The organism is Corynebacterium lipophiloflavum DSM 44291 (assembly GCF_000159635.1).
GTDB classification, from domain to species: Bacteria; Actinomycetota; Actinomycetes; order Mycobacteriales; family Mycobacteriaceae; genus Corynebacterium; species Corynebacterium lipophiloflavum.
This window is the reverse complement of sequence record NZ_GG667196.1, coordinates 51,854-73,309: the sequence shown is the minus strand read 5'-3', so window position 1 is coordinate 73,309 and position 21,456 is coordinate 51,854. Positions and strand designations below refer to the sequence as shown.

General features: G+C 65.6%; 21 protein-coding genes and 1 tRNA gene. 13 read left to right on the top strand and 9 right to left on the bottom strand.

What is annotated here, in order from left to right:
• Positions 1-165 precede the first annotated feature (165 nt).
• Positions 166-1,845 (top strand): FAD-binding dehydrogenase, encoded by a 1,680-nt coding sequence (locus HMPREF0298_RS09825; protein ID WP_006841025.1) that lies wholly within the window; start codon positions 166-168, stop codon positions 1,843-1,845.
• Here the strand turns inward: HMPREF0298_RS09825 and HMPREF0298_RS09820 are convergent.
• A complete protein-coding gene (locus HMPREF0298_RS09820) occupies positions 1,842-2,255 on the bottom strand; it encodes a hypothetical protein (RefSeq protein ID WP_006841024.1) in 414 nt (137 codons plus the stop codon). The two genes, HMPREF0298_RS09825 and HMPREF0298_RS09820, sit on opposite strands and share 4 nt — an antisense overlap.
• Before the next feature lie 33 nt (positions 2,256-2,288).
• On the opposite strand from HMPREF0298_RS09820, the gene HMPREF0298_RS09815 reads away from it, so the two are divergent.
• From HMPREF0298_RS09815 to HMPREF0298_RS09790, 6 genes are read left to right on the top strand one after another with little or no spacing between them, the layout of a single operon-like run.
• Complete coding sequence (locus HMPREF0298_RS09815; protein ID WP_040423094.1) at positions 2,289-2,651, top strand: DUF2200 domain-containing protein; 363 nt, start codon at positions 2,289-2,291, stop codon at positions 2,649-2,651.
• On the top strand, positions 2,648-3,781 hold the full coding sequence (locus HMPREF0298_RS09810; protein WP_006841022.1) for a YihY/virulence factor BrkB family protein: 1,134 nt from the start codon (positions 2,648-2,650) through the stop codon (positions 3,779-3,781). The genes HMPREF0298_RS09815 and HMPREF0298_RS09810 overlap by 4 nt, the downstream gene beginning before the upstream one ends.
• Before the next feature lie 28 nt (positions 3,782-3,809).
• Positions 3,810-4,694, top strand: coding sequence for an SDR family oxidoreductase (locus HMPREF0298_RS09805; RefSeq protein WP_006841021.1), 885 nt, complete (start codon positions 3,810-3,812; stop codon positions 4,692-4,694).
• A 14-nt stretch (positions 4,695-4,708) separates the two neighbouring features.
• Complete coding sequence (locus HMPREF0298_RS09800) at positions 4,709-5,572, top strand: patatin-like phospholipase family protein (protein WP_040423093.1); 864 nt, start codon at positions 4,709-4,711, stop codon at positions 5,570-5,572.
• A complete protein-coding gene (locus HMPREF0298_RS09795; protein ID WP_157464461.1) occupies positions 5,569-6,435 on the top strand; it encodes a patatin-like phospholipase family protein in 867 nt (288 codons plus the stop codon). The genes HMPREF0298_RS09800 and HMPREF0298_RS09795 overlap by 4 nt, the downstream gene beginning before the upstream one ends.
• A gap of 53 nt (positions 6,436-6,488) precedes the next feature.
• Positions 6,489-6,998, top strand: coding sequence for an NAD-binding protein (locus tag HMPREF0298_RS09790; protein WP_006841018.1), 510 nt, complete (start codon positions 6,489-6,491; stop codon positions 6,996-6,998).
• Here HMPREF0298_RS09790 and HMPREF0298_RS09785 read toward each other — a convergent pair.
• Positions 6,995-8,629 (bottom strand): peptide chain release factor 3, encoded by a 1,635-nt coding sequence (locus HMPREF0298_RS09785; RefSeq protein WP_006841017.1) that lies wholly within the window; start codon positions 8,627-8,629, stop codon positions 6,995-6,997. The two genes, HMPREF0298_RS09790 and HMPREF0298_RS09785, sit on opposite strands and share 4 nt — an antisense overlap.
• A gap of 108 nt (positions 8,630-8,737) precedes the next feature.
• On the opposite strand from HMPREF0298_RS09785, the gene HMPREF0298_RS09780 reads away from it, so the two are divergent.
• On the top strand, positions 8,738-9,277 hold the full coding sequence (locus HMPREF0298_RS09780; RefSeq protein ID WP_006841016.1) for an NADPH-dependent FMN reductase: 540 nt from the start codon (positions 8,738-8,740) through the stop codon (positions 9,275-9,277).
• 18 nt (positions 9,278-9,295) lie between these two features.
• Here the strand turns inward: HMPREF0298_RS09780 and pth (HMPREF0298_RS09775) are convergent, their stop codons facing one another.
• Complete coding sequence (gene pth / locus HMPREF0298_RS09775; protein WP_006841015.1) at positions 9,296-9,898, bottom strand: aminoacyl-tRNA hydrolase; 603 nt, start codon at positions 9,896-9,898, stop codon at positions 9,296-9,298.
• Positions 9,899-9,924: 26 nt separating this feature from the next.
• On the opposite strand from pth (HMPREF0298_RS09775), the gene HMPREF0298_RS12780 reads away from it, so the two are divergent.
• Entirely contained in the window at positions 9,925-10,179 is a 255-nt protein-coding gene (locus HMPREF0298_RS12780) for a nitronate monooxygenase (protein ID WP_245527487.1), read from the top strand.
• 178 nt (positions 10,180-10,357) lie between these two features.
• Positions 10,358-10,735, top strand: a complete 378-nt coding sequence (locus tag HMPREF0298_RS12775; protein WP_006841013.1) for a nitronate monooxygenase — start codon at positions 10,358-10,360, stop codon at positions 10,733-10,735.
• On the opposite strand, the gene HMPREF0298_RS09760 is transcribed toward HMPREF0298_RS12775, so the two are convergent.
• The 6 genes from HMPREF0298_RS09760 to HMPREF0298_RS09735 all read right to left on the bottom strand — a co-directional run bounded on the left by HMPREF0298_RS09760 (position 10,732) and on the right by HMPREF0298_RS09735 (position 16,610).
• A complete protein-coding gene (locus tag HMPREF0298_RS09760; protein ID WP_006841012.1) occupies positions 10,732-11,550 on the bottom strand; it encodes a fumarylacetoacetate hydrolase family protein in 819 nt (272 codons plus the stop codon). The genes HMPREF0298_RS12775 and HMPREF0298_RS09760 overlap by 4 nt on opposite strands.
• Positions 11,551-12,066: an aminoacyl-tRNA hydrolase gene (gene pth / locus HMPREF0298_RS09755; RefSeq protein ID WP_006841011.1), complete on the bottom strand. Its 516-nt coding sequence runs from the start codon at positions 12,064-12,066 to the stop codon at positions 11,551-11,553.
• 11 nt (positions 12,067-12,077) lie between these two features.
• Entirely contained in the window at positions 12,078-12,758 is a 681-nt protein-coding gene (locus HMPREF0298_RS09750) for a 50S ribosomal protein L25/general stress protein Ctc (RefSeq protein WP_006841010.1), read from the bottom strand.
• 186 nt (positions 12,759-12,944) lie between these two features.
• Positions 12,945-13,922 (bottom strand): ribose-phosphate diphosphokinase, encoded by a 978-nt coding sequence (locus HMPREF0298_RS09745; RefSeq protein WP_006841009.1) that lies wholly within the window; start codon positions 13,920-13,922, stop codon positions 12,945-12,947.
• A 17-nt stretch (positions 13,923-13,939) separates the two neighbouring features.
• Complete coding sequence (glmU, locus tag HMPREF0298_RS09740; RefSeq protein ID WP_040423129.1) at positions 13,940-15,379, bottom strand: bifunctional UDP-N-acetylglucosamine diphosphorylase/glucosamine-1-phosphate N-acetyltransferase GlmU; 1,440 nt, start codon at positions 15,377-15,379, stop codon at positions 13,940-13,942.
• A 16-nt stretch (positions 15,380-15,395) separates the two neighbouring features.
• On the bottom strand, positions 15,396-16,610 hold the full coding sequence (locus HMPREF0298_RS09735) for an MFS transporter (RefSeq protein ID WP_006841007.1): 1,215 nt from the start codon (positions 16,608-16,610) through the stop codon (positions 15,396-15,398).
• Positions 16,611-17,078: 468 nt separating this feature from the next.
• On the opposite strand from HMPREF0298_RS09735, the gene HMPREF0298_RS09725 reads away from it, so the two are divergent.
• The 3 genes from HMPREF0298_RS09725 to HMPREF0298_RS09715 all read left to right on the top strand — a co-directional run bounded on the left by HMPREF0298_RS09725 (position 17,079) and on the right by HMPREF0298_RS09715 (position 21,369).
• Positions 17,079-17,699, top strand: a complete 621-nt coding sequence (locus HMPREF0298_RS09725) for a TetR/AcrR family transcriptional regulator (protein ID WP_040423090.1) — start codon at positions 17,079-17,081, stop codon at positions 17,697-17,699.
• A 7-nt stretch (positions 17,700-17,706) separates the two neighbouring features.
• Positions 17,707-21,282 carry a transcription-repair coupling factor gene (gene mfd / locus HMPREF0298_RS09720; protein ID WP_006841005.1) on the top strand — a complete coding sequence of 1,192 codons (3,576 nt, stop codon included), beginning with the start codon at positions 17,707-17,709 and terminating at the stop codon, positions 21,280-21,282.
• Positions 21,283-21,295: 13 nt separating this feature from the next.
• Positions 21,296-21,369: transfer RNA gene (locus HMPREF0298_RS09715), tRNA-Leu, on the top strand.
• The last annotated feature ends 87 nt before the right edge of the window (positions 21,370-21,456 follow it).

Genomic DNA, 21,456 nt, shown 5'->3' with positions numbered 1-21,456 from the left:
TTATTTCACGCACTAAACTAAACTGCCCGGCACGAAGCGCGGGCTTCTCGTATACGTTACCTGTGATTCTTAAGCGTTGCTGAGTGCGGGCAGGTGAACGTCAGATGACATTGTTAGGACGAAAACCTAACGCAATCGTCGTGTCTCTTAAGTACCGTTCTTCTTATGAACTCTGAAGTCGTACGCACACCACGCAACCCAGATACCCCGGTCATCATCGTCGGCACAGGGTTGGCCGGCCTCGTTGCGGGCTATGAAGCCAGCAAAGCTGGCCGCCACGTTATCTTCGTCGACCAGGAGAGCAGGGAAAACCTCGGCGGCCAAGCGTTTTGGTCCCTCGGCGGCCTGTTCATGGTCGGCTCCCCGGAGCAGAAGATGATGCGGGTCAACGACTTCGAGGACCTCGCCTGGATGGACTGGGAGAACTCCGCGGATTACGACGCGTCCGACAACGACAAGTGGCCGCGTCAGTGGGGCCGAGAGTTCGTCCGCTTCGCCGCCCACGAGATGCACTCCTACCTAAAGAACCTGGGCCTGCGCGTGCTGCCGACGATCGGCTGGGCGGAGCGCGGCTCCGGCGACGCCTCCGGGCACGGCAACTCCGTGCCGCGCTTCCACGTCACGTGGGGCACCGGCCCCGAGGTCGTGCGCGTCTTCCGTGAGCCGCTGCTTGAGGCAGAGAAGCAGGGCAAGGTGGAGTTCCGTTTCCGCCACCGCGTCGACGACATCATCGTCGAATCCGGCCGCGCCGTCGGCGTAACGGGCATCGTGCTTGACGACGACCCCGCCGTGCGCGGAGCCGCCTCGAACAAGCAGGAGGGCGACGCGTTCGAGATCCGCGGCGCGGCAGTCGTCATTGCCACCGGCGGCATCGGCGGCAATCTGGACAAGGTGCGCGCGATGTGGCCGGAGGATCGGTGGGGCCCCTGCCCCGAGTACATGGTCACGGGCGTTCCGGCGTACGTTGACGGGCGCGGCATCGACATCGCTAAGCAGGCCGGCGCCAACTTGGTCAACACCGACCGCATGTGGCACTACCCCGAGGGCATGATCAACTGGGACCCGATCTGGCCGAACCACGGAATCCGCATCATCCCGGGGCCGTCGGCGATCTGGATGGACGCCACGGGCAAGCGCCTGCCCACGCACCTGTTCCCCGGCTCAGATAACCTTGCCGCGCTCGCGCACATCGGCCGCACCGGCCACGGTTACTCCTGGTTCATCCTCAACCAGGCGATCGCCGACAAGGAGTTCATCTTCTCCGGTTCGGAGCAGAACCCCGACTTGACGGACAAGGAAATCAAGAAGCTACTGGGCAAGATCGGACCGGGCACGCCCATGGCGATCGAGGCGTTCCAGAAAAACGGCGTCGATTGGGTCACCGCCGATACGGTTGAAGACCTAGTCAAGGGGATGAACGAGCTTGGCGACGTCGACATCGACGCCGACTTTGTCAAGCGTCAGCTGCTTGAGCGCGACGCCCAAATATCCAACTCCTTCTCCAAGGATATCCAGGTTAACTACATCCGGATGGCCCGGCAGTTCCTCGGCGACAAGATCGTGCGCGTGCACCCGCCGCACCGCATCTTGGACGAGAAAAAGGGCCCGCTGATCGCCGTTCGGCTCCACGTGCTGACGCGCAAGACGCTCGGCGGTATCGAGACGGATCTCTCGGGCCGCGCGTTGCACGCTGACGGTTCGGTCTTCGACGGCCTGTACGCCTGCGGCGAGGTCGCCGGCTTCGGCGGCGGCGGCATGCACGGCAAGAACGCCCTGGAGGGCACCTTCCTCGGCGGCTGCATCCACTCCGGCAAGCGCGTCGGCGAGGCTCTCGGCCGCGCTTAAGCGCCGGTGGCATCCTCCACGACGATCGCGAGGTGGATGCTGGTCAGCTCGTGCTCGCCCGGCCCTTCCGGGAGCGCGCGCAGCTCGGCGGCGGTGGCGTCGGTGACAGGGATGATCCAGCCCAGCTTCGGGTCGAGGGCTGGGTCGGCGTCAAAGTTCACCCTCACGAACGTGACCGCTCTTCCGGTCTCCGGGACGAGGCGCAGCGCCGTGTCGCTGCCCGCGGCGCGCTGGGTGACGCCTGGGGGAAGCGTGAGCACGACCAGCTTTTCGTCGGTGTCCGGCGAGAGGTTTAAGGTGCGCACCTCCAGCACGGAGACCGCGAGTTCGGCAGGCGCGGCGGGGTAGTCCACCAGCGGGGTCTCGACCGCGGCGCCGAATAAGGCGCGGAGTGCATCTCTCAATCCCATGGTCGCAGCCTAGAGGAACTACCCTTGGCAGTCATGAGCAACCTCGAGCGCGTCTTTGCCTACCCCTTCGGTCAGATCTACGACTTGTACGTGGCCAAGGTCGAGCGCAAGGGGAAAACCGTCGACGAGCTCGACCACATCCTCACCTGGTTGACCGGGCACACGCCCGAGAGCCTCCACGCCGCGGCCGCCAGCGGCTCGGACCTGCGCGAGTTTTTCGCCACAGCCCCAGCGCTCAACCCGCACGCGGACCTGATCACCGGCGTGGTCTGCGGGGTGCGGGTCGAGGAAATCGACGACGAGCTCATGCGCCGGATCCGGCAAATGGACAAGATTGTCGACGAGCTGGCCCGCGGCAAGAAGATCGGTTCAATTACGAGGACCCCCAAGAAATGACGCAGCCTGATCACGACGTCGCGGCGCACCGCGCGGACCTGGTGATGCCCTACGGCCCGGGTGAGGTCGAGATCGTCGCCCCGCCGTACCGCCGCGACAACCCGCTCCAGTTCCGCAAAAACCCCCTGAACCGCCACGGTTGGACGCTGGTGGGCAAGCGGGTCGTGATGGACTTCGGGATGGACGCGATGGTCGATCGCGCCGCCGCGTTGACTTATTACGCCGTGCTGTCGTTGGCGCCGACGGTGCTTGCGCTTTACTCCATCGCGGTGCTGTTGCTGCCGCGCGACAAGGAAGCGGTGGCCGAGCTGCTCGCGGAGCTCGTTGCCATGTACGTGCCGAAGGAGCTGCGCAGCGATGCGCTGGCGTTTCTGCAGAATGTTGTGGGCAGCCCGTCTCAAAGCACGGTGGCTCTAATAGTGTCGGTGCTTGTCTCGCTGCTGTCCGCCTCTGCGTACGTGCGTTCCTTCTCGCGCAACGCGAACGTAATTTACGGGCGCGTGGAGGGCCGGCGGCTGCCGGTGATCTGGTTGACGATGTGGCTTTTGACCATCGTGCTCGTCGCCGGTGCGGTGCTGCTGATCTTCGCGTCGCTATTGCGCGAGTCCTTGGTTACCGGGGTGATGCGGCCGATCGCTGAACCGCTGGGGCTGACGCAGACGGTGGAGTACCTCACCCAGATCTTCCTGCCGGTGTGGGGCTGGGTCCGCATCCCCGTCATGGTGGCCGTCTCCGTGTTGCTGGTGGCGCTGTTGTACTACTTCTCTCCGAACGTGCGCCCGGGCCGCTTCCGACTCCTGACGCTCGGATCCTTCTTCGCGCTGCTTGTCGTCGGCGTCGTGTGGGCGCTATTCGGGCTCTACCTTTCCACGATCGGCGTGCGCAGCGCCTACGGCGCGTTCGGCATCATCCTGGCGCTGCTCGTCGTGTTGTGGGCGATGAACATCGTGCTGCTGCTGGGGCTGAAAATCGACGCCGAAGTGTTGCGCGCGAAGGAACTGCAGATGGGCCTGGACTCGGAACACCACATCCAGGCGCAGCCGCGGGCGATGGACGCGGTGAAGTTCCGCCTCCAGCAGCAGCGCTGGGCGGATCACTCCGCCCGGGAGATCAAAGGGCGAAACGCATAAGTGCGCACTTAAGGGTAACCTCGGGTTCATGACACTGATTGATCCCCGCAAAAAGTACCCTGTTATTTCCCCGCCCGCGCAAACCCAGGACAACCCGGGCCTCGACGCGGACATGGTGCCCATCGCCGACCGCGGCGAGGAGTCCTACGTCGGCTCCGGCAAGTTGACCGGGCGCAAGGCACTGATCACCGGTGGCGACTCCGGCATCGGCGCGGCCGTCGCGATTGCCTACGCCCGCGAGGGTGCGGACGTGGCCATTGCCTACCTTCCGGAGGAGGAAGAGGACGCGAAGGTCATCATCGGGCTCATCGAGGACGCCGGGCGCACGGCAGTCGCCATTCCGGGCAATCTGGAAACCCGCCAGGCGTGCTTCGACACCGTTGACGCGGCGGTGAAAGGACTCGGCGGCATCGACATTCTGGTCAACAACGCCGGACGCCAGATCGCCCACGAGAACTTCCTCGACATCTCGGAAGAGGAGTGGGATAAGACGATGAAGACCAACATCTACGCGCCGTTCTACCTCGCGCAGGCGGCCGTGCCCCACATGGAGCCGGGCAGCTCGATCATTTTCTCCAGCTCCATCCAGGCGTACGATCCCTCGGACACCCTGGTGCACTACGCGGTGACCAAGGCCGCGCTGAACAACATGTCCAAGGGCATGTCCATGGCGCTTCTGGCGGACAAGGGCATCCGTGTCAACGCGGTCGCCCCGGGCCCGATCTGGACGCCGTTGCAGCCCTCGCACGGCCAGCCGATGGAGAAGCTGGTGCAGTTCGGCCAGGATTCCGAGATGGGCCGCGCGGGCCAGCCGGCCGAGCTCGCTGGCGCGTACGTGTTCCTCGCTTCCGAGGACGCCTCCTACGTCTCGGGTGAGACGCTCGCTGTGACAGGCGGCGCGCTGACCCCGTAAGTAAGCTGGTGGGCATGATCGACGCCCGCGATACCGCACTGATTATCGAAGGCGGTGGGACGCGTAACTCGTATACCGCACCCGCCATCGTGAAGTTCATCGAGAATAATGTGCAGTTCGGGTGGGTCGGGGGTGTCTCGGCGGGCTCGGTGCACACCTTGAATTACGCCTCGCGCGATGCGCAACGCGCGCGTGTGACCTTTACCGATTTCGTGGGCCACCCCAACTTCGGGGGCCTGCGTTTCTTCGTGCGCGGCAAGGGCCTGCTCAACAGCCAGTTCATCTACGAGGAGTCGGCCGAGGAGCTGCCCTTCGACTTTGAGACCTTCCGCTCCACACCGGAGGAGATCCACATTGAGGCCACCCGCGCCGACTCGGGGGAGACGGTGGTGTGGAACCGCGCCGATCTCACCGAGGTCCAGCACATCAACGTGGCCACGCGCGCGTCGTCGACGCTGCCGGTGATCATGCCCGTCACCGTGATCGACGGGGTGCCCTATGTCGACGGGGCGCTGGGATCGTCCGGGGGTCTGCTCATCGACGCCGCCCAGCGGGCCGGATACGACAAGTTCCTGGTGCTCGCGACGCGCCCGCGCGACTACGTCAAGGTGGAGCCGTCGCGGCCGGGCGTCGTCAAGCGGCTGCTGCGCCGCCACCCGACGGTCGCGGACGCCGTGCTCGCCCGCCCCGAGCTTTATAACGACGCCAAACGGCGCCTGCTGGATTTCGAGTCCCAGGGCAAAGCGAAGGTGTTCTTCCCCGAGCGGATGATGGTCGAGTCGACGGAGCGCAACGTGGCCAAGCTGCGCGGCAACTACGCCGCCGGCGCCGCGCAGGTCGAGCGGGAATGGGACGCGTGGAGGGAATTTTTATCGTGATTGATGCCCGCGACACCGCGCTCGTTGTCGAGGGTGGCGGAATGCGCAACTCGTACACTGCCCCGGCGATCGTGCGTTTCATCGAGGAAGGTGTGCGCTTCGGCTGGGTTGGCGGGGTCTCGGCTGGATCGGTTCACGCCGGCAACTACGCCTCGCTTGACGCGGAGCGTGCGAAAGCGGCCTTCACGGACTTCGCCAACCACCCGAAGTTCGGCGGGTGGCTCAAGCTGGTGCGCGGCCAGGGGTACTTCAACTCGGAGTTCATTTACGGCGACCACGAGGACCTGCTGCCCTTTGACTTCACCGCGTTCGAGGCCTCGGGACCCCAACTGCACATCGAGGCGATGCGCTCGGACACGGGCGATACGGTGGCGTGGACGCGCGAGGACTTCCTCGCCAACCCCCGTCTGCTGTCCCTGGCCACCCGGGCCTCGTCGACGATCCCGAAGATGATGCCCACCACGCTTATCGACGACACCCCCTACGTGGACGGCGCGCTCGGCGCCTCCGGGGGACTGCTGATCGACGCCGCCGTGCGCGCCGGCTACAAAAAGTTCGTCCTGCTGGGAACGCGCCCGCGCGACTACTGGAAGACGCCGATCACCCAGCTACCGGCGGTGCGCCGCTTCTTCCGGAAGACTCCGGCCATCGCCGAAGCGCTCGAAGTGCGCTCGCAGCGCTACAACGCCTCGAAGCGGAAGATCTTGGATGCCGAGCGCGACGGAAAGGCGGCCGTGCTCTTCCCCGACAACATGCGCGCGGAGTCAACCGAGCGCCGCCTTGATCGCCTCAACGCGAACTACCTCGCGGGGATGAAGCAGGTCCAGCGTGAGTGGGATGGGTGGATGGATTTCCTCAGCTAGCTAAGATGGGCAAAACTATTTGCACCACAAACTGGGGGGGATGGTGAAAACGCATGACTGGCACTGGCAAATCCGCTTCCGACGTCGTGATTGTCGGAGCTGCGCGCACGCCGTTTGGCAAGCTGCTGGGCGCGATGGGGGCGTCGATTACGCACTGCGGCCCCGCCGGCACGGGTCAAGCGGTGAAGGCGTGCAACAACATGATCCTCGCAGTCCACCAGATCGTGCTCAGCGAGGCCCTGGTTCTCGGCGAGCGCCTGGGCCTGGACCCGCAAGCTTTTTTCGACGTCGTGTCCAACGCCACCGGAAATTCATGGGCGCTCAGCGTCAACGCCCCAATCCCCGGGCTGGTGAAAGGCTCGCCGGCGAACCGTGACTTCGAGCCGGGGTTCGCGGCGACGCTGATGCTCGAGGACCTGGGTCTGGCGATGGAGGCCGCCGAGCAGACTGACACGGATACGGTGCTGGGCCGCATCGCGGCGAACCAGTACGCGAAGTTCGTCGAGGGCGGCAACGGTGGAAAAGGCTTCTCCGCCATCATCGACCAGGTCAGGCACTCCTAGTCGGCAACTAAGGGCTCCATCGTCAGCTGCGGGTTCTCCTTCTCCACGAAGGCGAGCTTCCACTTGTCGCCGAACAGCGCGATGAGTTCGCCGTCGGTGCGGGTGAAGACCTCGACGCCGCGCTGGCGGCCGAGCTCCACGGCGGACTTAGCGTCGGTGCGCCGCGCGACGGAGTAGGGCACCGGCTCGGTGACGGTCTCGACGTTGTACTCGTTTTCCATCCGGGCCTGCATGACCTCGAACTGCATCGGGCCGACCGCCGCCATGACGGGGGCCGCGTCGCCGCGGGTGTCGTTGCGCAGGATCTGCACGACCCCCTCGGCGTCGAGCTGCTCGAGCGCCTTGCGGAACTGCTTGTACTTGCCCAGGGATTTGGCGCGCAGCGTGCGGAAGTGCTCGGGTGCGAACTGCGGCATCGGCGGGAATTGCACCTTGCGGCCCGCGTAGATGGTGTCACCGGGGGCCAGCGATCCGGCGTTGACCAGGCCGATGATATCGCCGGGGAAGGCGGTTTCCACGGTGTCGCGGGTGCGGCCGAACACGGTCAGGGCGTACTTGGTGGAGAAGGTGCGGCCCGACTGGGCGTGGGTGACCTGCATGCCGCGGTCGAACTCGCCGGAGACGACGCGCATGAAGGCGAGGGTGTCGCGGTGGTTTTTGTCCATGCCGGCCTGGACTTTGAAGACGACGCCCGAGAAGTCGTCGTCAAGTTTGCGTGTGGCATCCATCGCGCTTGTCGATGCCTCAACGGCCGCCGAGTCCGAAGATCGCCCGGCCGGGGCGGGGGCGATGGCGCACAGGGTGTCCAGGATTTGGTGGACACCGAAATTCAACATGGCGGAGGCGAAGATGACCGGGGAGGTGACGCACTGCTCGAAGAGCTCCTGGTTGTGCACCGCGCCGTCCGCGGCGAGCAGCTCGGCCTCCTCGACGGCCGTTTCCCAGGCGCCGCCTTCCTTGGCCAGGGCCGCCTCCGGGCCGTAGTGCTCTTCGGGGGCGATGGTGGAGCCGCCGGCGGTGCGGATGAAGTGGATGTAGTTGTCCGGTTCTCCGTCGTCGCCGATGTGCGCCAAGCCGCGGAAGTCGCCGGCCTCACCCACGGGCCAGTACAGGGGGGTGGGCTGCAGGTCGATCTCGGTGACGATCTCGTCGATAAGCTCGAGCGGCTCGCGGCCGACGCGGTCCCACTTGTTGATCACGGTGACAATCGGCAGGCCGCGCGCCTTGCACACGCGGAAGAGCTTGAGGGTCTGCGGCTCGAGGCCCTTTGCGGCGTCGATGAGCATGACGGCGGCGTCGACGGCGGAGAGTACCCGGTAGGTGTCCTCGGAGAAGTCCGCGTGGCCGGGCGTGTCAACGAGGTTGATCACGTAGGGCTCCGCGGAATGCGAGCCTTCGGGGAGGTACTCGAATTGCAGGGCCGAGGACGCGATGGAGATGCCGCGGTCCTTTTCCATCTCCATCCAGTCGGAGACGGTGGCCTTGCGGTTTCCCTTGCCGTGGACGGCGCCCGCCTCGGAGATGACGTGGGCGTGCAGGGCCAGCGCCTCGGTGAGCGTCGATTTACCGGCGTCGGGGTGGGCGATGACGGCGAAGGTGCGGCGGCGTGCGGCCTCGGAAAGGGTACTCATAGGGCTATCAGCCTAGTCTCGTGAGGCGACCAACATGAATTGGCGGGCGGTTGCGCCGCATAGTCGGAGAACGTAAAATGTAGACGAGTCAACAAGAAAGGGTTCTACATGAGGAAGATCGGTGTCATCCTCGGTTCCGTCCGCAACGGTCGCCTGGGCGAGAGCGTCGCCAACTGGGTCATGGAGGAAGCCTCCACTCGCGGGGGCTTCGAGTACGAGCTTGTCGACCTCGCTTCCTTCAACGTCCCGCTGCTGACCTCCGCGACCGTCCCGGCCGCCGCGAACAAGCAGTACGACGACGAGAACACCGCCGCATGGTCGAAGGCCATCGACGCCTGCGACGCTTTCGTCTTTGTCACCCCGGAGTACAACCACTCCATCCCGGGCGGCTTCAAGAACGCCTTCGACGCCCTCGGCTCCGAGTGGGCAGGCAAGCCGGTCGCTTTCGTCGGCTACGGCGCCGACGGCGGCGTCCGCGCCGTCGAGGCATGGTGCCTGATCGTCTCCAACTTCTCCATGAACGACCTCCGCAACCAGGTCTCCCTCGGCCTGTTCGACGACTTCACCAACGGCGAGTTCACCCCGCGCGAGATCAAGGCGGGCGACCGCTCCCGCATCTTGGGCGACATCGAGGCCGCACTCGCCTGAGGCACCCGCTTGATGACGTCAGCGGCTGGCGTGGATCTGATTCTGCGCCCGCTCCAACCCGTCAACGATCACCAGCCGCGCAGCCTGCGCGGCTTTTTCGGTCTCTGCACTGACATCGCCGGTGACGGCGGAGAGCACCCAGTCGGGCACCGCCGTGCCCCCCGGCGGGCGTCCGATGCCGATGCGCACCCGGACGTAGTCGCGGGTGCCGAGGTGCTCGCTGAGGGACTTCAAGCCGTTATGGCCGTTCTCACTGCCCCCGCGGCGAAGCCTGACCCGACCCGGCGGCAGGTCCAGCTCGTCGTGGAGCACGATCACCCGCTCGGCGGGGACGTTGAGGCGGGCGGCGAGCGGGCCGACCGCGGCGCCCGACTCGTTCATGTACGTGAGCGGGCGGGCATAGGCGATGCCGTCCTTGACGGCCACCAGCGCCTTGACGGCGTGGTCCTGCCGCAGCGTCACCCCGCCGTGGGACAGAAGCCTGTCCAGGGCCATCCAACCGACGTTGTGGCGCGTCTTCGCATACTCCTCGCCGGGGTTGCCGAGACCGACCACCAGCCATTGCGCGGCGTCGTTTCCGCGGTTGCCGGTTCCGATGAGCCGTCTGAATAGTGCGAGCATGGCTTTCAATATAGACAATGGAGGGCATGGATCTCCCCACCGTTGTTGCGGTGCCCATGGCCGGCGGGCCTAGTACTCCTGAGCTCGTCAACGCTGTGGGCTTCGGCTTCCTCGCCTTGGGCACGTGTTCTGCGGACAACGCCCGCGAGCAGCTCGCCGCGGCCCGCGCCCCCTTCGGCGTCAACCTCTTCTACCCCCAGCCGGAACCGCCTTGTGACGACGTCGCAAGTGTCGCCCGCCACCTCGGCGCGAGCATCCCGGAAGCCGACGTCACAAGCTGATTCGGAGCGAAGTTACGCCTCGTGCTCGATGCCGGCCCCGCGCTCGTGTCCAGCACCTTCGGGTGCTTCACCACCGGTGAGATCGCCCAGCTACACGGGGTCGGTTCGCAAGCCTGGGTCACGGTGACCACCGAGGCGGAGGCGGCGGAGTTGGCCCCTGCACGAGCTGCTTCGGGCGGTGCGCGGCACCGTGGACCTGCCGGTCATCGCCGCGGGCGGGGTGCTTGGCAGGCGGGACGTTGTGAAGCTTATCGACGCCGGAGCGGCGTCCGTCGCGTGCGGCAGCGCGTTCCTCCTCGCAGAGGAGGCGGGGACGAGCCGGGCGAACCGGGAAGCGATGCGCGGCGGCGGTGTCTCGGTGAGCAGCAGGGCGTTCTCGGGACGGTGGGCCCGCGGCCTGGAAACGGAGTTCACGCGTAGTCACCCCAACATGCCCGCGATCTACCCCTACCTGAAGCCGATGGTGCCCGACAACCTGTACTGCCTGGTCTGGGCCGACTTCGAGGGAATCGCGCAGGCCCCCGCAGCCCGGATCGAGGCGGCATTGACACCCTAGATCAGCCGCGTGGTGTTCTCGATGTGCCCGAGACCCTCGATGGCGACGCGCACCGTGTCGCCATCTCCCAGGTAGCGCTTCGGGTTGCGCGCGTGCCCGACACCGTCCGGGGTGCCGGTGGCGATGACGTCGCCGGGGTTGAGCGGGTAGATGTGGGAGATGAACTCCACCAGGTCCGCGGGGGTGAACACGAGGTCATCGGTGGCGGCGTGCTGCATTCGCTCCCCGTTAAGCGTGGTCTGAAGGACGGGCCCGGGCGTCCAGTCGGTGTCGAGCCACGGGCCGAAGCCGGCGGTCGCCTCCAGCGACTTGCCCTGGTGCCACTGCTGGGTGCGTTTCTGGAAGTGGCGCTGGGTGTAGTCGTTGATGATGGAGTAACCGGCGATGCAGGCGGCGGCGTCGGCGGCGCTGACGTGGCGGGCCCGCCTGCCGATCACCACGGCCAGCTCGCCCTCGAAATCGAGCGCCCCGGCGTTGAAGGCGGGGACGACGGCGTCGTCGTAGGGCCCGATCAGGGCGTCCGCGAACTTCACAAACAAGGTGGGCACGTTCGGCCGGTCGTGGCCCATCTCCGCGATGTGCTTCGCGTAATTCAGGCCGACGCAGATGATCTTCTCCGGCCGCGCGACCACGGGCGCCAACTCGCGTGGCCCGAATTCCACCGCGGCACCGGGGCTCGCGGCGATCGCGCGCCACTGCGGGTTGCGCAACAGCTCGCCCACATCGGCAAAGCCCTCGATGAGGGTGGCGCGGCCTTTACTATTCACACGCACAGCGGCAGTGCCCGTCGCGGTGCGCACAGTGGCGAGCCTCATTTAAAGCCCTTCCAACAGGTCGGCCGCTTCGGCGGCGATGATCGGCAACTCCTCGGCCTCCTTGTTGGGAAACGGCCGCAGCACGTAATCGGCTGGGGCCATGCGCCCGGGCGGGCGGCCAATGCCCACCGCCAGCTTGTTGTACTCGCGTGTGCCCAGCGACGCGGAGACCGACTTCAGCCCGTTGTGCCCGTGGTCGCCGCCACCAACACGCAGCGAGACCTCGCCGAAACCGAGATCCAGCTCGTCGTAGATGACGTAGATCTCGGCCGGCGAGGCCTTGTAGTATCCGGCGAGGGCCTTGACGGGCCCTCCCGAGACGTTCATGTACCCGCGGGTACGTGCGAGCACCCGGCCTCCGCTGAGCTCGGCGACCTCGGTGTTCGTCTTCTTGTGCACGCTGAGCCGCGCGTTTTCTCTGTCGAGTAGTTCCTCGAGCACGATAACGCCCGCGTTGTGGCGCGTGGCGGCGTAGCGCGCCCCAGGATTGCCCAGCCCGACAATGAGAATAGTCACGAGTAAGAAGTTTACTCGGACGCGCCCTCGTCGCCCTCGCCGCCGTCGGCGATCTCGACGGTGCCCTCAGCCTGGTCGGCGTCGGCGCCAGCCTCCGCGCCGCCAGCCTCGGCCTCAGCGGCAGCTTCCTCGAGCTCCTCGTCCTCCTGGAAGTAGGTGACGTTGACCACGAGCGCATCCGGATCGGAGGTGAGCTCGGCCCCGGCCGGCAGGACAACCTCGGAGGCGACGATCTGCTCGCCGATTTCCTTGCCCTCGATATTGACCACGATCTCGTCCGGGATGTTGAGCGCGTCGACCTCGATCTCGAGCACGTCCGTCTCCTGCAGGACAACCGCGTCGTCAACTGCCTCGCCCTCGGTAACAACCGGAACCTCGACGGTAACCTTCTCGCCGCGCTTCACGCCGAGCAGGTCGATGTGATCAATCTCGAGGGTGAGAACGTTCTGGTCGACGTGCTTGACCATGCACAGAAGTTCCTTGCCGTCGACGTCGAGACGCAGGATGGCGTTGGTGCCGTCGTTACGCACGAGAGCGGTCATCTCGATGCGGTCGACGGAGAAGTGGACGTTTTCGATGCCGGATTCGTAGAGCACGCCGGGGATCCGGCCGTCGCGACGCAGGCGGCGGGCAGCGCCCTTGCCGAACTCTTCGCGCTTGTGCGCCTTAACGACGGGAGGGGTAGTAGCCATGTGTATCTCCTTGAAGATATGTGACTGGCCACAGGAAAAACCTGCGACCGGCTGGATAAGAAAAAGTCTTCTCGTCGAGTGATCGCAGGCAAAAAATTAGGCAATCGCGTCGATAACGGCCCTCGAGTGAGGGCCCTCGCCGAGACCGCCTTATTTTAACAGGGGCGCCGGCCCAGGCAAAATGCCCTAGGCCTGGCCCTCGAACAGGGTAGTCACCGAGCCGTTTTCGAAGATCTCGCGGATCGTCTTCGCCAAAAGCGGAGCGATCGAGAGCACGGTCAGGTTGCCCCACCCCTCGGTGTCTTGCGGCAGGGTGTCGGTGGTGATGACCTCCTCGGCGCCGCACTGGCTGAGGCGCTCGCGCGCCGGGCCCGAGAACACGCCGTGGGTGCAGGCGATGAGCACGGACTTCGCTCCTGCGTCCTTCAACACGCCGACCGCGCCGGCGATGGTGCCGCCGGTATCGATCATGTCGTCCATCAAGATGCAGTCCTTGCCCTCGACCTCGCCGACGACGCGGTTGGACACGACCTTGTTGGCCGCGTCGATGTCGCGGGTCTTGTGGACGAACGCCATGGGGGCGTCGCCAAGCGTGTTAGCCCATTTCTCCGCCTGCTTGACGCGGCCGGCATCCGGTGACACGACACAGAGGTTGTTAAGCGGGTACTTCGACTTGATGTACTCGGTGAGGATCGGCATGGCGTGCATGTGATCGACCGGGCCGTCGAAAAAGCCCTGGATCTGGTCGGTGTGCAGGTCGACCGAGACGATGCGGTCCGCGCCGGCGGTAGCGAACAGGTCGGCGACGAGGCGCGCGGAAATCGGTTCGCGGCCGCGGTGCTTCTTGTCCTGGCGCGCGTACGGGTAAAACGGCACGATCGCCGTGATGCGCTTCGCCGAGCCGCGCTTGAGTGCATCGATCATGATGAGCTGTTCCATGAGCCACTTGTTCAGCGGCTGGGCGTGGGATTGCATGACAAAGCAATCGGCGCCGCGCACGGATTCCTCGAAACGGATGAAGATTTCGCCGTTGGCGAAGTCGCGGGCAGTGGTGGGGACGAGCTCGATGTCGAGTTCCTTGGCCACCGCCTCAGCGAGGTCGAGGTGGGCGCGCCCGGTGAATACCTTGAGGTCTTTGAAAGTCTGGGTGGAGTATCCGGTCATGTGGGTTAACGCTTCCTTTACTGTTCGTTCTTGGCCGCCGCCGCTGCCGCCGCGTCCGTTCCTGGGCGCTTTTTCTCCACCCAGCCCTCAATGTTGCGCTGACGGCCCTCCCTGATGGCCAAGGCCCCGGGGGGCACGTCTTCGGTGACAACAGTACCCGCGCCGGTGTACGCGCCGTCACCGACGGTCACAGGTGCAACGAAGATCGTGTCCGATCCGGCGCGCACGTTGTCGCCGATCGTGGTGTGGTGCTTGCTCACGCCGTCGTAGTTGGCAAAGACGCTGGAGCACCCGATGTTGGAGTTCTCGCCCACGGTTGCGTCGCCGATGTAGGTCAGGTGCGGGATCTTCGAGCCGGCGCCGATCACGGCGTTCTTCGACTCGACGAATCCGCCCAGCTTGCCGCCCTCGCCGAGTTCGGTGCCGGGGCGGATATAGGTGAACGGGCCGACTTGGGCGTGGGCGCCGATGACGCAGAGCGATCCCTGGGTGCGCGTGACTGTCGCGCCGGGCCCGACCTCCATGTCGCGCAGGGTGGTATCGGGACCGACCTCGGCACCGTCACTGATTACCGTCGAGCCCCACAGCTGGGTGTTCGGGTGGATCACGACATCGGAGCCGATCTCGACGTCCACGCCGATCCACGTGGTGTCCGGGTCGATGATCGTGGCGCCGCCGCGCATCGCGCGCTCGACGAGGCGGCGGTTGAGCTCCTTGCCGGCCGCGGCGAGCTGGACCCGGTCGTTGACGCCCGCGAGCTCGCGCGGATCGGGGGCGGTAAACGCGGTGACCGTGCGGCCGTCGCCACGCGCGATGGCGAGCACATCGGTGATGTAGAGCTCGCCTTGGGCGTTGTCGGAGGTGATGCGCGTCAGAGCGTCGCGGAGCACAGCGCCGTCGAAGGCGAACACCCCGGAGTTGACCTCGGTGACGCGCTTCTGCTCCTCATCGGCGTCCTTTTCCTCGACGATTTCAACCACATCGCCGCTCTCGTCGCGGATAATGCGGCCGTATCCGGTGGGGTTGTCGAACTCGAGGGTGAGGACGGTAACGGCGGCCCGGGCGTTGCGGTGGGCGTCGATAAGCTGCCGTAGCGTTTCTCCCTCGAGCAGCGGCACGTCGGCGTTGGTCACCACCACGGTCCCGTCGAAGTCCGGCAGGACGTCCAGGCCACACTGCACGGCGTGGCCGGTGCCGTTTTGCTCGTCCTGGACGGCCTGGAGAATCTCGATGCTCATCTGGCGGGCGATCTCATCGACCGCGGGGGAAACCTGTTCGCGCTGGAAACCCACGACGGCGACGACGTGGCTCGGTGCGACCGCAGCAGCCGCGTGCAGCGAGTGCGACAGGAGGCTGCGCCCGCCGATCTCGTGCAGCGTCTTTTGCTTAGCCGATTTCATGCGGGTGCCCGCGCCGGCCGCGAGGACGACGACGGCACACTGATTCTGCTCAGTCATGCTGTAAAGCATAACGCTAGGCCGAGACGTCCTTGAGGTTCCACGCCCCAGCAACGCCCGCCGCACCCAACACAGCGAGGAAGATGAGCGCTGCCTGGGTGCCGAAGACGGCGATGGCGGAGCTGATCGCGCCCACGACGAGCAAAACAACACCCATGACCGTGTTGGACGCACCGGTGATCAGCGTGCGGCGTTCGCCGTCGGCCATGTCAACGAGGTAGGTCTTGCGGCTGACGCGCACCGCAGTGTGCGCGAGGTTGACCGCGAAGAATCCGGCCGGCATGACAATCGCATTCACGCTTGGCGACGCAACGTCAGCGCTGAGGACCAACAGCACGATGATGATGGAGGCGGCTGCGGCGGCCCAGGCCAAGGTGAGCTTGGAGGATTTGTCCGACCAGACCCCGGAGATGCGCCCGCCCACCAGTGCGGCACCGCCGGAGGCGATGACGAAGGCGCCGAGGCTCGACAGGTCCGAACCCTGCTCCTGGGCGAGCACCACGATAAACGGGGTGGACAGCGCTGTGACCAGCATTAGCGAGCGAACCACGAGGAAGTTGCGCACCTCTTTGTCCTGGGACACTAGCTCCCAGGTGACGGCGAGCCAGTTATCGTCATCGACGGTCGTGTCGTGCTCGGCTTCTGGTTCGCGGATGCCCTGGAACACCAGCGAGGCAAAACCCCAGGTCGACGCGCCGACGAGTAGTAGTGCCGCGACCATCCAGCGGGGCACTTCGTTGGGCAGCAGCGTCAGCGCCAGGCCGATGGCGAGGGTGAACGCGCCGGACAGCGCGGTGGCGCGGCCGGTGATCAGCCCGCGCTTGCCCTTGTCGATCGTGCGCCCCTGGACGTCTTTGCCGGCGATGGAACACAGTGCGCGGAACACGCTGAGCGCGGCGAGGCACACGATGACAGCGAGGCCCAGGGCGACGCCGCTGAGAGTGGCGGCAGCGGCCGCGATGCCCACGCCGGAGAGGGCCTGGCCCCACGAGCCGAGCAGCCACACTCGCTTGCGCTTCGGCTTCGAGCTGACCCAAGGGCTCAGCGCCGCCTGCGGCAGCATCGAGCCGGACTCGCGGATCGGCACCAACAGGCCAGTGAAGAACGCGGGCACCCCGGCGACGGTAAACAGCCAGGGCAGAAGCGTTTTCGCGGCGACGATTTGGTCACCGATGCCCTGCAGGCCGTTGGCCCAGATGAACCGGGTCGCGTTGTGTTTCTGGTGTTCCACCCCGATTAGGTTACAGCTTCGCTGCCGAAACCTGCCGCGAACGTTTCGCGCTGAGATCTTCCGGGCGACGAGCGTGGCTGGGCCGAACCGGGTGTTGCCGATCGGGTTGTGCGCTGTGGGATTTTGCTGGTTCTGATGTCACGGTCAGGGTGCTTTCGGTGTTGTTGAGCTGGGGTTATCTGGTCTGTTGGTGGTTGACCGTGACATTTCACCGCCTGAGATGTCACGGTGGAGCGGCAAGACCCCAGTGCCAAGACCCGGGAAACCGCCACGCGACCCCTCAACCAACGCTCTTGGAAGTTGTAGCTAAACCACCATCAACCAGCGAGAACTCTGTTTACAATCAAGCTTCCCCACCAGGACTCGAACCTAGAATGACGGTACCAAAAACCGTAGTGTTGCCAATTACACCATGGGGAAATGTCAGGCGATAGTGTAGCGCACGTGCCCGCAAGTAAGGTATTGGGCATGGCTCGACAGCGTATGACCGGTTCGCAGCGCCGGGAGCAACTCATCGGTATCGGACGGTCCGCGTTCGCGGAGCGAGGCTTTGACGGCATCTCTGTGGAGGAGATTTCCACCCGCGCCGGGGTGTCTAAGCCTGTGCTCTACGAGCACTTCGGCGGCAAGGAGGGCCTCTACGTCGCTGTTATCTCCCAGGAGCAGGCCCGGCTGTTGAACGCGATCTTGTCCTCGATAGGCGAGGGCCGCTGGCGCGAGCGTATTGAACGCGGCATCCTCGCCCTGCTGAGCTACGTGGAGGACCATACGGACGGGTTTGTCATCCTCGTGCACGGCCAGATGCCGGGCGGTGAGCATTCCTACTCCACGCTGCTCAATACCCTGACGGCTCAAGTGTCGCACCTGCTTGAAGAGGCTATCCGCCACCGCGGGCTCGACCCGACGCTCGCCCAATTGCACGCGCAGGCGATCGTTGGTGCGGTGTCTATGGCCGCGCTGTGGTGGCTCGATCAGCGATCGCCCGACAAATACGTGGTAGCGACCCATGTCGCGAACCTGTGCTGGAATGGGCTGGCTGGGCTGGAGGCGCAGCCGAAGATTATCCACACTGTGAAGGGAACTGAGTAACACCACCATGACCACCACCGTGCCCGCATTGGGTGGGCTGCTTACTGTTGCGATGACAGACCCGAAGCTCAAGGGCCTGTTGAGCAATATCGGCCAGGATGAACTCCACCTCACAGGGATTGACCAGACCCGCTCGTGGGCCGCCGCGGCGTTGTCGCGCCAGGTTCCCGTGCTGTTGGTCACTGCCACGGGGCACGAGGCCGAGGATCTCGCCGCCGAGTTGGCGGCGCTGATCGGGCCCGAGAAGGTCGGGTATTTTCCCGCGTTGGAGACCCTGCCGCACGAGCGGTTGTCCCCGGCGGCGGATGTGGTGGGCAGACGATCTAAGGTGCTCCACGATGCGCCGCAGGTGATTGTCGCGGCGGCGCGCGCGGTGTGCCAGCCGGTGCTGCCGGCCATCGACCCGATCGTGATCGCGCGCGGGAGCGAGTATGACTTCACGCAGCTCACGGAGTCGATCGCGCACTTCGCCTACGAGCATGTGGACATGGTGGCCAAGCGCGGCGAGTTCGCCACCCGCGGCGGGCTGATCGACGTGTTCCCGACCACCGCCGAGCACCCGGTGCGCATCGAGTTCTGGGGTGACGAGGTCACGGACATCCGCACGTTCGCGGTGGCCGATCAGCGCGGCATCGACGAGGTCGATACCGTTGAACTTTTCCCCGCTCGACAGCTGCTTATCGACGCCTCCGTGGCCGCTAGGGCCGACGAGCTCGCCCGCGCGCACCCGCAAAACGCCACGCTCGTGCAGATGCTGACCCGGATTTCCCAGGGCCACCACGCCGACGGGATGGAGGCGCTCATCCCGGCGCTGACCGAAAAGCCCTTCCGGGTGCTCCCGGAGCTCCTGCCGAAGGGCTCGGTCGTGCTGGTTACGGCGCCGGAGAAGGTCCGCGCCCGCATCGAAGATCTCGAGGCCACCGACAAGGAGTTCCTCGAGGCCGGTTGGGAGGCGGCCGCGATGGGGGCGCAGGGCCCGGTTGCCGTTGAGGGGCTCGACGTCTCCGCGTCGTCGTACCGCTCCTTCGAGTCGCTGCGCGCCTCGACGTTGGCGTCGGGAAACAGCTGGTGGACGTTCGCGCCGCCCGGGATGTTCGCTGCAGACGACGCGACAACCCTGCCGTTGGAGTTCGAGCCGGCACCGGCCCCGAAGGGCGATCCGAAGGCGATCGAGCAGCTCTTCGCCACTGTCAAGCTACACGTGCAGAGCAACAACGGCACCGCCGCCTTCGTCGCCCCGGCCAAAGGCACGGTGGAGCGCTTCGCTGAGCGGCTGCGCGAGCACGGGATCTCGGCGCGCATCGCCTCGGACGGGCTCGAACCGGTAACCGGCCAGGTCACGCTCTACCAGGCGCTGTCGCACGCGGGTTTGGTGTTACCAGGCCCGAACATGGTGGTAATCACTGAGACCGACGTGACCGGCAACCGCGTCGGTGACATTGCGGGAGCGAAGCGGCGCGCGCCGCGGCGGCGCAACAGGGTCGACCCGCTCGCACTCAACCCCGGCGATTTTGTGGTGCATGAAACCCACGGCATCGGCAGGTTTGTCAAAATGGCCGAGCGCACGGTGCACACGGGTGAGGAGGATTCGCGTCGCGAGTACATCGTGCTGGAGTACCAGCCGGCGAAGCGTGGCCAGCCCAACGACCAGCTGTGGGTCCCGATGGAGTCGCTTGATCTGCTGTCGAAGTATTCCGGGGGCGAGCAGCCGTCGTTAAGCAAAATGGGCGGCTCCGATTGGAGGAGCACGAAGCGCAAGGCGCGCGCGGCCGTGCGCGAGATCGCGGCCGAGCTGGTGCAGCTCTACGCCAAGCGACAGGCCGCGCCGGGCCACGCGTTTGCCCCGGATACCCCGTGGCAGGTGGAGATGGAGGACAACTTCCCGTTCGTGGAGACAGAGGATCAGCTCCTCGCCATCGATGCCGTCAAGGAGGACATGGAAAAGCCGACCCCGATGGATCGGGTGATCGTGGGTGACGTCGGCTTCGGCAAGACCGAGGTCGCGGTGCGCGCGGCGTTCAAGGCGGTCCAAGACGGCAAACAGGTCGCGGTGCTGGTGCCCACGACGCTTCTGGCGCAGCAGCACTTTTCCACGTTTTCGACCCGCATGGACGGCTTCGGTGTGACCATCCGCGAGCTGTCGCGTTTTACCTCGGCGAAGGAGTCGAAGGAGACGCTCGCTGGGCTTGCCGACGGCTCCGTCGACGTGGTCATCGGCACCCACCGCTTGCTGGCGACGGGCGTGCAGTGGAAGAACCTGGGGCTGATAGTGGTCGACGAGGAGCAGCGCTTCGGCGTGGAGCACAAGGAGCACATCAAGGCGTTGAAGTCGCACGTTGACGTGCTCACCATGACGGCGACCCCGATTCCGCGCACCCTGGAGATGTCGCTGACCGGCATCCGCGAGATGACCTCGATTACGACCCCGCCGGAGGATCGCCACCCGGTGCTGACGTATGTCGGGCCGCAGGAAGACAAGCAGATCGCGGCGGCGATTCGACGCGAGCTCCTGCGCGACGGCCAGATTTTCTACATCCACAACAAGGTCGCCGACATTGAGAAGGCAGCCCGCCGTGTGCGCGATCTCGTGCCGGAAGCGCGTGTCGTCGTGGCGCACGGCCAGATGTCGGAGCAGCTGCTCGAGCAGACGGTGCAGGGGTTCTGGAACCGCGAGTACGACGTGCTCGTGTGCACCACGATCGTGGAGACGGGCCTGGATATCGCCAACGCCAACACCCTGATTGTGGAAAACGCCCAAAACATGGGCCTGTCCCAGCTGCATCAGCTGCGCGGCCGCGTCGGTCGTTCCCGCGATCGCGCCTACGCCTACTTCCTGTATCCGAAGGACAAGACGCTGACCGAGACTTCGTACGACCGCTTGGCGACGATCGCGCAGAACAACGACCTGGGCTCCGGTATCGCTGTAGCGCAGAAGGACCTGGAGATGCGCGGCGCCGGCAACGTGCTGGGCGCGGAGCAGTCGGGGCATATCGCGGGTGTCGGCTTCGATATGTATGTCCGGCTCGTTGGGGAGGCCGTCGATACGTACAAGGCGCTGATGACGGGAGAGACGGTGGATGCCACCGGCCAGGGCCCGAAGGAAATCCGCATCGATTTGCCTGTCGACGCCCACATCCCCGACACCTACGTCAACTCCGAGCGCCTGCGTCTGGAGATTTACCGCAAGCTTGCCGAGTCACGCGATGACGCCGACTTGGCGACCGTCTCCGAGGAAATGGTCGACCGCTTCGGCCCGCTCCCGCGCGAGGTCGAGCACTTGATCGCCGTTGCCCGACTGCGCCAGCAGGCCCGCGCTGCAGGGGTGTCCGACATCTTGGTGCAGGGCTCGCGCATCAGGTTCCAGCCGGTGGAGCTGCCGGACTCGAAGCAGGTGCGGCTCAAGCGCCTGTACCCGGGAGCGAACTACCGCGCGGCGGCCAAGGCTCTGCAGGTGCCGCTGCCACGCGCCGCCGCTGGTGTGAACCAGCCGACCCTGCGCGATACCGAGCTTGTGCAGTGGGTGTCCGATTTCCTCGCGGACATGTTCGGGGTGGACAAGAAGGTGGTTACGGCGAGCGAGTAAAGTGTGTGCTCACGCCCCTATAGCCCAATCGGCAGAGGCAGTCGACTTAAAATCGATTCAGTGTGGGTTCGAGTCCCACTGGGGGCACAAATCAGTGCGGTTCAAGGCCGTCAGCGAGCGCGACACCACGGCGGTCTAACGGTTAGTACACGTGTGTCACTATAGTGCGCAAAG